Annotated in this window: 7 protein-coding genes; 3 read left to right on the top strand and 4 right to left on the bottom strand. The window is 59.5% G+C overall.

The genetic code is table 11. The annotated features are described in order from the left end of the window. The first annotated feature begins 3 nt into the window (after positions 1–3). Entirely contained in the window at positions 4–969 is a 966-nt protein-coding gene (locus tag KW848_RS01900; protein WP_218535081.1) for an HlyD family secretion protein, read from the top strand. Positions 970–1,187: 218 nt separating this feature from the next. Here the strand turns inward: KW848_RS01900 and KW848_RS01895 are convergent, their stop codons facing one another. The 4 genes from KW848_RS01895 to KW848_RS01880 form a co-directional block, all read right to left on the bottom strand. Then, positions 1,188–2,609 carry an efflux transporter outer membrane subunit gene (locus KW848_RS01895; RefSeq protein WP_192408479.1) on the bottom strand — a complete coding sequence of 474 codons (1,422 nt, stop codon included), beginning with the start codon at positions 2,607–2,609 and terminating at the stop codon, positions 1,188–1,190. After that, positions 2,606–5,788: an efflux RND transporter permease subunit gene (locus KW848_RS01890; RefSeq protein WP_218535079.1), complete on the bottom strand. Its 3,183-nt coding sequence runs from the start codon at positions 5,786–5,788 to the stop codon at positions 2,606–2,608. Before KW848_RS01890 ends, KW848_RS01895 begins: the two co-directional genes overlap by 4 nt. Before the next feature lie 12 nt (positions 5,789–5,800). Beyond that, a complete protein-coding gene (gene mexE, locus KW848_RS01885) occupies positions 5,801–7,054 on the bottom strand; it encodes a multidrug efflux RND transporter periplasmic adaptor subunit MexE (RefSeq protein ID WP_008156373.1) in 1,254 nt (417 codons plus the stop codon). Positions 7,055–7,366: 312 nt separating this feature from the next. Next, positions 7,367–8,284, bottom strand: a complete 918-nt coding sequence (locus tag KW848_RS01880; RefSeq protein WP_008156370.1) for a LysR family transcriptional regulator — start codon at positions 8,282–8,284, stop codon at positions 7,367–7,369. A gap of 269 nt (positions 8,285–8,553) precedes the next feature. On the opposite strand from KW848_RS01880, the gene KW848_RS01875 reads away from it, so the two are divergent. Further along, on the top strand, positions 8,554–9,576 hold the full coding sequence (locus KW848_RS01875) for a zinc-dependent alcohol dehydrogenase family protein (protein WP_218535077.1): 1,023 nt from the start codon (positions 8,554–8,556) through the stop codon (positions 9,574–9,576). Between the two features lie 574 nt (positions 9,577–10,150). Beyond that, complete coding sequence (locus KW848_RS01870) at positions 10,151–11,638, top strand: hypothetical protein (protein WP_218535074.1); 1,488 nt, start codon at positions 10,151–10,153, stop codon at positions 11,636–11,638. The last annotated feature ends 35 nt before the right edge of the window (positions 11,639–11,673 follow it).

Raw genomic sequence — 11,673 nt, 5'->3', positions numbered from 1 at the left:
GCGTTGAAGAAGATCCTTGCCCGACTCGTAACGGTGGCGGTGGTATTGCTGGCTTTTGTTCTCGGCTGGTTTGCCTGGGAGCATTACACCCGTGCGCCCTGGACCCGCGATGCACGGGTGCGTGCCGATGTGGTGACCTTGTCCGCCGATGTCTCGGGGCGCATCGTCGGCCTCGGCGTGCAGGACAACCAGCACGTGGAGAAAGGCCAGTTGCTGCTGGAGATCGACCCGGCGCGCTATGTCCTGGCGGTGGAGCATGCCAAACGCTCGGTGGAAGTGGCGAAAGCCGCCCTTGGTCAGTCCGAGGCAACGATTGTCGCCAGTGAAGCGCTGCTCCACCAGCGTCAGAGTGAAGAACGCCGACGGCGCACGCTCAAGCAGCGTTTCGCCATTTCTGGCGAAGAATGGGAGAAATCCAGCACGGAAGTGGCGGTGGCGCAGGCCGAGTTGCTGCGCAACCAGGCCAACCTCGGTTTGGCCCAGGCCAATGTGCAATTGGCAATCGCCGCATTGACCCAGGCCGAACTGGATTTGAAGCGCACGCGGGTCGAAGCGCCCGTCAGTGGTTACGTCACCAACCTGCTGACCCGTCAGGGTGACTATGCCGCGGCCGGTGGCGCGCTGCTGGCGCTGGTGGACAGCGACTCGTTTTATGTCAGCGGCTACTTTGAAGAAACCAAGCTGCCGCGAATCGAGGAGGGCGACCGGGTCAGGATCGAATTGATGAGCGGCGAAACCTTCGGCGGCACCGTGCAAAGCATTGCCTTCGCCATTTCCGACCGGGAGAACCTGCCCGGCGGTCGCCTGCTGGCCAACATCAACCCCAGTTACACCTGGGTCAAACTGGCACAACGGGTGCCGGTGCGGATACAGATCGACGCCGATTACGCAGCCAAAAACCGACTGCGTGCCGGGACCACGGCCACCGTAACAATCCTGGAAACCCGCAATACTCAAGAACGCCGCTAACCCCCTGTGGGAGCGGGCTTGCTCGCGAATGCGGTGTGTCAGGCGAGATTATGTCGACTGACACACCGCATTCGCGAGCAAGTCGGATCGCCGCACCGCCGCTCCCACAGGGATATGTGTGGAATTCGGGATCGGCAAAAAAAAAGCCCCGCGACCGAATGAGGCGCAGGGCAAAGGAATTGGCTGGTTGCGACCAACCAAAGGAGCTCGTTAAAACTTTACTTGCTGGCGACCGTCTCTGGTTGCCAGCCACCGCCCAGGGCTTTGTAAATCGCGACAATGCCGCGATACAGATCGACTTCGGCCTGGGCCTGAGTGTCTTCGGCCGCCAGGCGCTCACGCTGGGCGTCGAGCAGGACGAGGAAGTCCGCCGTGCCTTCGCGGTAGCGAATTTGGGCGAGGTCGGCCGCGGCGCGGCTGGATTCGCTCTGACGGATCAGCGAGATCAGGCGTTGTTGGCGTTTGCCGTAGTCGCTAAAGGCGTTTTCCGATTCTTCCAGCGCCAACAGTACTTGCTGCTCGTAGGTCGCCAAGGCGCCTTCGGCATCCGCATCGGCACCCCGTAGACGAGCGCGCACGCTGCCAAGGTCGAACGCCGCCCAGGTAATGCTTGGGCCCAGTGCCCAGGCGTTGGCCGCCGAAGAACCGATTTGCGAACCGCGCCCGGCGGTGAAGCCGAGGAAGCCGCTGAGGCTGACCCGTGGGAACAAATCAGCCTTGGCCACGCCGATTCGGGCGGTGGCGGAGGCCAGTTTGCGCTCGGCGCTGAGAATGTCCGGGCGACGTTGCAGCAGTTCACCCGGATCACCGATCGGCAGGGCCTTGGCGATCGCCGGCAAGTCTTTTGGACTCAGGTCGACGGTCAGCTTGTCAGGACGTTCACCCAACAGAGTGGCGATGCGGTTTTTCTGCCGAACCTGTTCGGCCTGCAATTGCGGCACGCTGGCTTCGACGGACGCCAGGCGTGCATCGGCGCGAACCACATCGAGCTGATCGCCGACGCCGGCATCACGCAGGCTGACGGTGATCTTGCTCGATTCCTGCTGGTTGTTCAGGTTGGCCAGGGCGATCTTTTCCCGCAGCTGCGCACCGCGCAGTTGACCGTAGGCATCCACCAGTTCGGCAATCATCGAGACTTGCAGTTGGTACAGATCGGCTTCGAGCGCTTGCTGTTCGGCGTCGGCGGATTCCAGGTTGCGCTGGATACGGCCAAACAGGTCGATCTCCCACGCCATGTCCAGGCCCAGGTCGTAGCGTTCGCTATTGACCCGCTTGGTGGTCTGGCCCGGGATCTGACCCTTGGCCAGGTCACTGCTGGCCCGGCTGGTGATGGTTGGCATGGCGTCATTGCTGACGTCATCACGAATCGCTCGCGCTGCTTTCCAGCGGGCAAAGGCCACGCGCAAATCACGGTTGCCTTTCAGCGATTGAGTCACCAACTGGTTGAGGGTCGGGTCTTCGAACTGCTGCCACCAGATGCCTTCGAAACGCGAGCGGTCGAAGTTCTTCTGACCGGCGCTGCCATCGGTGGCGGTGGTGATGTTGGCCGGCTCAGTGGCTGGGGTCTTATAGTCCGGGCCGACGGCACAGGCACTCAGGGCCAGTACCAGAAGGCTCGGCAGGAAGGCTTTCAGACTCATTGTTGCGCCTCCAGTTTCAGGGCCTTGGCCGCTTTGCGCTTTTCACCGCGCTCCACAAAGTTACGAATCAATACGTAGAACACCGGCGTCAGCAACAGACCGAAGAAGGTCACCCCGAGCATCCCGGAGAACACTGCCACACCCATGGCATGACGCATTTCGGCACCGGCACCGCTGGAGAACACCAGAGGCACAACACCCATGATGAACGCGAAGGAAGTCATCAGGATCGGGCGCAGACGCAGACGGCAAGCTTCGAGCACCGCAGCCAGCGGGTTCATGCCTTCGTCCTGCTGTTTATCCTTGGCAAATTCGACGATCAGAATCGCGTTCTTACAGGCAAGTCCCACCAGTACGATCAAGCCGATCTGGGTGAAGATGTTGTTGTCGCCTCCCGAAGCAATCACACCGGTGATGGCCGACAGTAGGGTCATCGGTACGATCAGGATCACCGCCAGTGGCAGGCTCCAGCTTTCGTATTGCGCCGCGAGTACCAGGAACGCCAGCAGCACGCAGAGCGGGAACACGAACAGTGCGGTGTTACCGGACAGAATCTGCTGGTAGGTCAGGTCGGTCCACTCGTAGGTCATACCGTTCGGGAGTTCTTCCTTGAGCAGTTTCTCGATGGCCGCTTGAGCCTGGCCGGAGCTGTAGCCAGGGGCTGCCGCGCCGTTGATTTCTGCGGTGATGAAGCCGTTGTAGTGCATCACGCGGTCCGGGCCCGAGGTGTCGCTGACCTTGATGAAGGTCGCCAGCGGGATCATCTCGCCTTTGTTGTTACGCACTTTCAGCTGACCGATCTGGTCCGGTTCGAGACGGAACTGCTGTTCAGCCTGAACGTTGACCTGGTAGGTGCGACCGAAGCGGTTGAAGTCGTTGGCATACAGCGAACCCAGATAGATCTGCAGGGTGTCGAAGATGTCGCTGACGGCCACGCCGTGGGTCTTGGCTTTTTCGCGGTCGATGGCGGCATCGACTTGCGGCACGTTCACGGTGTAGCTGGTGAACAGGGCGGCCAGTTCCGGCACGTTGTGGCTCTTGGTGATGATGTTCATGGTTTCTTTGTACAGCTCGTCATAGCCCAGGTTGCCCCGGTCTTCGATCTGCAGACGGAAACCACCAATGGTGCCCAGGCCTTGTACCGGCGGCGGCGGGAAGATCGCCATGTAGGCTTCCTGAATCCCGGCGTACTGGCCGTTCAAGGCACCGGCAATCGCACCGGCAGACATGCTCGGGTCTTTACGCTGGTCGAACGGTTTCAGGGTGACGAACACGATGCCGGCGTTAGGGCTGTTGGTGAAACCGTTGATCGACAGGCCCGGGAAGGCCACGGCACTTTCCACGCCTGGCTGTTTCAGGGCGAGGTCAGACATGCGTTTGATCACGTCTTCGGTACGGTCCAGGCTCGAGGCATCCGGCAGTTGCGCGAAGGCCACCAGGTACTGCTTGTCCTGGCCGGGTACGAAACCGGTCGGGGTGTTGGCGAAACCGAAGAAGGTCAGCACCATCAGGCCTGCGTACAGCAGCAGGGCGATGCCGCTGCTGCGGATAACCCGGCCCACGGTGCCGACATAACCATGGCTGGCCTTGTCGAAGAAGCGGTTGAACGGACGGAACAGCCAGCCACCGAAGATCTTGTCGAGGACCTTGGAGAAACGGTCCTTCGGTGCGTCATGGCTTTTGAGCAACACTGCGGCCAGGGCAGGCGACAGGGTCAGCGAGTTGAACGCCGAGATCACAGTCGAGATCGCAATGGTCAGGGCGAACTGTTTATAGAACTGCCCGGTCAACCCGGAGATGAAGGCCGCCGGGATAAACACCGCACACAGCACCAGCGCCGTCGCGATGATCGGGCCGGTTACTTCTCGCATCGCACGTTTGGTTGCTTCGACCGGCGTCAATCCCAGTCCGATATTTCGCTCGACGTTCTCCACCACCACGATGGCGTCGTCCACCACGATACCGATGGCCAATACCAGGCCGAACAGTGACAGGGCGTTCAGCGAGAAGCCGAACAGGTGCATCACGGCAAACGTACCGATCAGCGAAACCGGCACCGCCACCAATGGAATGATCGAGGCGCGCCAGGTTTGCAGGAACAGGATCACCACCAGCACAACGAGGATCAGCGCTTCGAAGAGGGTGTGAACCACCGCCTCGATGGAGCCACGCACGAAGATCGTCGGGTCATAGACGATGCTGAAGTCCATGCCTTCCGGGAAGCCCTTTTTCAGCTCCGCCATCTTGTCGCGCACTTCGTTGGAGATTTCGATCGCGTTGGAACCAGGGCGCTGGAAGATCGGGATCGCCACTGCCGGTTGGTTGTTCAGCAGCGAACGCAATGCGTATTGGCTGGAACCCAACTCAATGCGAGCGATATCTTTCAGGCGAGTGATTTCACCGTTTTCGCCGGAGCGAATGATGATGTTCTCGAACTCTTCTTCAGAAACCAGACGACCTTGCGTGTTGACCGACAGCTGGAACGCTGTGGCATTCGGCGCGGGTGGCGCACCCAGTGCACCGGCAGCCACTTGACGGTTCTGTTCACGAATCGCAGTCACGACATCGGTGGCGGTCAGGTTGCGCGAAGCGGTCTTGTTCGGATCAAGCCATACACGCAGCGAGTAATCGCCCATACCGAACAGCTGCACATCACCGACACCGCCCAGACGCGCCAGCTCATCCTTGATGTTGAGCAAGGCGTAGTTGGACAGGTAGAGCATGTCGTAGCGTTTGTCCGGCGAGGTCAAGTGCACAACCATGGTCAGGTCGGGCGAAGCCTTGTCCACGGTGATACCGATGCGCGTCACTTCTTCTGGAAGTTTCGGCTCGGTCCGGGTCACGCGGTTCTGCACCTGTACCTGTGCGTTGTCCAGGTCGGTGCCCAGCGCAAAGGTGATGGTCAGGGTGATCTTGCCGTCAGCGGTGGACTGCGAGGACATATACAGCATGTTCTCGACGCCGGTGATGGCTTGCTCCAATGGAGCGGCCACGGTTTCACCGATGACTTTAGGGTTGGCACCCGGGAAGTTCGCACGAACCACAACGGTCGGCGGTACCACTTCCGGGTATTCGCTGATCGGCAACTGGAACAGCGAGATGGCGCCGGCGATCAGGATCAGCAGCGAAAGTACCGCTGCAAAGATCGGCCGTGAAATGAAGAATTGGGAAAAATTCATCGTAGAGATCCCTTAACCGCGTGGAGTCGCAGCAGCCAGTTTCACAACCGAACCCGGCGCGACCTTGGCAGGTGCGACTTGGGGCAGGTTGCTGGCTTCCAGCGCTTGTCGTTGTTGTGCAAGTGCCGCGAGGGTTTGTTCGCTGGCCATCGGGATCACTTCTGGGGTGACCGGTGAACCAGGGCGAACCCGTTGCAGACCCTTGACGATGACGGTGTCGTCCTTGTTCAGCCCGCTGCGCACGATGCGCAAACCTTCAATCTTCGGACCCAGCTCGACCGAGCGGTAAACAGTCTTGTTGTCGGCATCCATCACCAGCACGAACTTTTTACCCAGATCGGTACCGACCGCTTCGTCGTTGATCAGCACGGCAGAATAGGTGCCGCTGCCGACCAGTTTCAGACGGGCATACAGACCTGGGGTGTAGGCGCCGTCGCTGTTGTCGAACACGGCACGACCGCGAATGGTGCCGGTTTTCGGGTTGACCTGGTTGTCGACGAAGTTCATCACGCCCTGGTGTGGGTTGCCGTCTTCGTTGGAGAGGCCGAGGTACACCGGCGTGGTCGCACCGCGTTTGCCCTGGCGAGCGAGCTGGGTGTATTTGAGGAACACACGCTCGTCAGCGTCGAAGTAGGCGTAGACCTTGTCGGTGGACACCACACTGGTCAGCGCGGTGGTATCGGCGGTCACCAGGTTACCGGCGGTGATTTCCGCACGGCTGACGCGGCCACTGATCGGCGCGGTGACACGGGTGAAGCTCAGGTTCAGTTTGGCCAGGTCCAGTTGCGCCTGGAGGGCACCGACGGCGGCGCGGGCTTCTTGAGCAGCGCTGGTGCGCGAATCGGCCAGCTCGGCGGAGATCGCGTTGCTGGTGCGCAGACGTTCGCCACGCTGGGACTCGTTTTCGCTGCGGGTGGCGTTGGCGCGGGACTGGGCGACCAGAGCTTCGAGGCGGCGGACCTCGGCCTGGAATGGACGCGGGTCGATCTGGAACAACAGGTCGCCTTTCTTGACCAAAGCGCCTTCAGTAAAGGCCACTTCATCGATCTGGCCAGAGACCCGTGGACGTATTTCTACGGTTTCCGGGGCTTCGAGGCGCCCGGTGAACTCGTCCCACTCGTTAACCGGTTGTTCCAGCACCTTGGCCACGCTGACCTTGGCTGCGGGCATAGTGGCGGCCGTGTCCGGAGTCTTGCCGCAGGCGCTCATCACCAGTACGGCCAACAGGGCCAACGGGAAGCGTAAATGTTTGAGTGATTGTTCCATGGATGCATCCGCCAATGTATTGAGAATGGACGGATGATGCTCGGCGAGGATGTATCGCACGAATCGAATGAGCTAAAGGTAACTATCATTCGGAATGATATAAGCGACAGCCAAGCTCTCTAGCGTGCACCTGTCGTTAGGCGGCTATCAATCAGGTTGATGACAATTCAGTGTTGCGGGGAGTGCAAAGGTAAGGTTCGAAACCGTGTTGCGGCTATTCGCGAGCAAGCCCGCTCCCACATTTGGAATGCATTCCCCTGTGGGAGCGGGCTTGCTCGCGAAAGGGCCAGAAGCCCTCACACATAATCAGGATCAGGCCAAACTATCCGGATCACCAAAGAACATCTGAATTCGCGAGCGTAACCAACGCTCGCCCGGATCATTATCCTGCGACCCACGCCAGGCCATGTGCAATTCAAAACTGCGCACAGGCAACGGCGGGTCTTCAGCCCGCACACCGCCGGCCGCAGTCAGCGCTTCAGCCGTGTAATCCGGCACGGTCGCGACAATATCGGTCCCGCTGATGAGTGTGCTGAGTCCGTTGAACTGCGGCACCGCGAGCACCACATGGCGTTTGCGTCCGAGCTTTTCCAGTTCTTCATCTATAAAGCCGCTCAGGTCACCGGCGAACGACACCAGAGCATGAGGCCGTGCACAGAAATCATCCAGGCTCAACGGCCCTGGCACCGTGTCGGCCCGCAACAGCTTCGGCATGCTGCGGCGCAGTACTTTGCGCTTGGCGTTGGCCGGAAGGTCGGCGGTGTAGCTGACACCGATGGAAATCTCGCCCGAGGCCAGCAGGCTCGGCATCAGGATGTAGTTGGCCCGGCGCACTACCAGCACGATCCCTGGGGATTCGGCGCGCAGGCGCTTGAGCAGCATCGGCAGCAACGCGAACTCGACATCGTCCGACAGACCGATGCGAAACACCGCGGTGCTGGTCGCCGGGTCGAATTCCGCCGCACGACTGACCGCGGTGGAAATCGAATCCAGTGCAGGCGAGAGCAGGGCGAAGATTTCCACCGCCCGGGCGGACGGTTCCATGCTGCGGCCGGTACGCACGAACAACGGATCATCGAACAGCCCGCGCAGGCGCGAGAGCGCCGCACTGATGGCCGGCTGGCCGAGGAACAGTTTCTCCGCAGCGCGGGTCACACTGCGTTCATGCATCAATGTTTCGAAAACGATCAACAGGTTCAGGTCGACACGACGCAGGTCATTACGATTCATCTGGAGTCCTGGCAGAGTCATCAAGCTTGACGAGAGCGGCCATATGAGAACAATGGCCGGCATGAATATTACGGGGAAAGGCTGCTACTCTGCACCGAGTAATTCAGTTTTCCTGAAAAGGGCTGCTTCGGTTTTCACGGCATTTGACGATGTCGCCGGCGCTGCGGAATCAATGACAGGCATGTCGACTATTAATAGCCACTGATAGTCTTGGGTAGAAAGCCCAGATAGAGTTCATGGCATTAGAGGTTTCTTTGACGAGGTTTGCGATGTCCCGCACGATCCGTTTTCACAAGTTTGGTCCAGCCGAGGTGCTCAAATGCGAAGAGCATGCGGCCGCTCTCCCTGCGCCGGGCGAAGTGCAGGTGCGCGTCGAGGCGATTGGCATCAGCTGGTACGACATTCTCTGGCGCCAGAACCTGGCCTCGTCCCACGCTCGTCTGCCTTCAGGCCTTGGCCATGAAATGTCCGGTGTCGTGACGGCGCTCGGCGAGGGCGTCGATGATCTGGCAATCGGCGACAAGGTCGCCAGCTTCCCGGCTGAAAGCCCGAACGATTATCCGGTCTACGGCGAACAGATCGTCCTGCCTCGCTCGGCACTGACCCGCTACCCGGACGTGCTCAGCCCGATCGAAGCCAGCGTGCATTACACGCCGCTGCTGATCGCTTACTTCGCTTATGTCGATCTGGCACGGGTCAAACCCGGGCAATTCGCCCTGGTGACCGATGCCAGTCACTGTGCCGGTCCGTCCTTTGTACAATTGGGCAAGGCTCTGGGTATCCGGGTCATTGCCGCGACCAAGACCGCAGAAGAGCGTGAAAACCTGCTGTCCCTGGGTGCCGAGAAAGTCATCGTCACCGAAGAACAGGATCTGCTGATGCAGATCAACAAGATCACCGACAACCGTGGCGTGGACGTTGTGTTCGACGGTCTCGGCGGTCCACAGATGTCGTTGCTTGGCGATGTGCTTGCGCCTCGTGGCAGCCTGGTGTTGTACGGGCTGCAAGGTGGCAACCAGACGCCGTTCCCGGCCTGCGCAGCGTTCCAGAAGAACATCCAGTTCTTTGTGCACTGCATCGGCAACTTTACTGGCAAGCCTGAACTGGGCATCATCCAGGACCAGGTCGCACTGCAACGCGCCTTGCGCGACATCAACCAGATGACCGCCGACCGCGTGCTGCTGCCGCTCAAGACTCGGGTCTTCCCGTTTGCCGAGTTTGTAGAAGCACACCGTTACATGGACGAATGCCCATGCCGCGAACGGGTCGCCCTCCAGGTCGTACCTGCATAAGCCCTTCAAAGCCCCTCTGCAAGAGTCCGTGCCCTCACGGACTCTTCTGTTTTCAGCACCTTCCAAAATGAGACATCCCATTGCCCCGTCAATGGGGCAGTTCAGCAACTGAACTGGTTTTTGCTCGCAATCTGTATCTTCTAATCATCATATAAGCCTTGATAATTGAATGATTACTTTCATCTCAAGGAATGAGTCATGGCTGGGTATCGGCTTGATACTTTTCAATACGCACTGTTAATACATATCCGACCAATAGTTCGTCGTTGCGCAGTTGCCAAAAAAACATGGGTGACTTCTTTCTCTATTTCTTGTGCTAATTGTCTGTGGGACGCTGTCGGACATTTCCTAGGATGTCGCTCGCAGTCGCAAAAGGCCGGCTCTACAGGGGTTGGCGGCCACCTGTCTCTGGCGGGAGTAGGGGAGACTTCTAGTTATTTCAAATAATTACTAAAAGCTTAAGTGCTAGCATTTGGCAATAGCGTCCAGTACTTCAATCGTGGCAAGCAACCCATTGCGCAATGCGTGTCGTTGTTGGCGCGATATCGAACTTACAAGCATCAGGTAAATAAAGATGACCAATATCCATGACCAAGCGATGAACTATGTCTATCAGCAAGTGCTGCAGCGATTGCTGAGTTTCTTCTCGCGCGCCGAGCGCACGGCATTGCAACTGATGATTCAGCGACTGGTGGTGGCCGCGGGGGGCATGGAGCGTATTGGCGATTACAAGGTCCTGGCGATTCAGTCCGGGTCCCGCGACAGTTGTTACACCCTGGCGCTGCTGCGCGCCGCGCAGCTGAGTATCGCCGGCCGGGCGCCAGCGACATTTCAGTTGCGAGTGGCATCCTTGCGCTTGAACGACGCAAGCCCGACGGCCCTGGAAAACATCCATCGCAGCTACAGCGCCTTGTTCCTCTACGACGATCCGCGGGTCGAAGTGTTGATGGTTGATAACCGGGAAGTCCTGCCGTTCAACCACCTGGCGCCGATTTCCGAAGGCGGCCGTGAGTCGAATCGGCTCAATCTTTTGATGGTGGGCCATTGTCGCGCCTGGAACGGGCCGCTTGATCTGTGGGACGACGGGTATCTGGCTACCGGCGAGTTCTATGGGCAAATAGCTCGCTGGGACAGCGGCGTGGATGCATTGATCAGCAGCGACTCACCTCGTCAGCAGAAGCAGTTTCTCGACGGCTTGAAACGTGCTGCCGCCAAGGCCGGGCTCAAGACCTCGAATCACCATGAAACCGGCTACGAGGCGCTTTTCGCGCTGCTCGATGAATTGGGCAGTGACTGCTACCGCGCTTTTTATGCTGAGCATGACCAGGTTGCGTGGCGTCCGGCCGAACAATTCGAGACCTGTCGTCGCGCCACGTACATCGACATTCACGACTTGTTGGTCAGCAACCTGGAAGAGCGTTGGCCACTGCTCACCGAGTTTCTAGGTTTTCAACCTGACGAACTGGCGGCCCAGCTCCGCGACAACGAGTACGTCAGCCTTTCTATCTCTGCACACATACGGGGTTTGCAGTCGTGCTTCGTGCAGGACCGCGGCTACGAGACGGGTGTCGCCGAATTCCTGCAGCGGGCATTGGTGATGATGCGGCGCAAACAACTGGCGCAACGGTTGTGCGAACAAGCGGTAGAGGCGTTCGGCAATCCGGCGACGTTGGGCGAGCAGCGCGTGCTGGCAGCGGCCGAGGCTCAAAAAAACCTTGGCCTGAGCGAGGCTCAACTGGTGTGCCTGCTCTTTTCACCTTTCGTCGAGAATGGCGCGGCGCTTGAGTTTTTTCTGCGCCAGTGCCACCCCGGCATGCTCGTGGCGATGCCTGATTTGCACCGGGCAATGCAGGGCAATCCTGTGCCAGAGCAGGTTCTGCAATGGATGACCGACGTCAGCGGGTTGCCTGTCAGCTTGATCGGCAAGCTTTACCGCATGGGCCCGGTGTCTGCGGATGAAGGTAGGGTCGGCGCGCTGGAAATCGACGGCGCGGGTGTGCAAGCCGCAACCGACTATGACGACGACACGGCGGTGGCGGATGAATGGTCAGCGGGGCGCTGAAAGTGCGTGGCTTGACAGATTTCTTGACGATGCAT

It is taken from the genome of Pseudomonas sp. PDM25 (assembly GCF_019219045.1).
In the GTDB taxonomy this organism is placed as follows: Bacteria; Pseudomonadota; Gammaproteobacteria; order Pseudomonadales; family Pseudomonadaceae; genus Aquipseudomonas.
The sequence above is the reverse complement of the archived record's forward strand: the minus strand, read 5'-3'. Positions and strand labels throughout refer to the sequence as shown.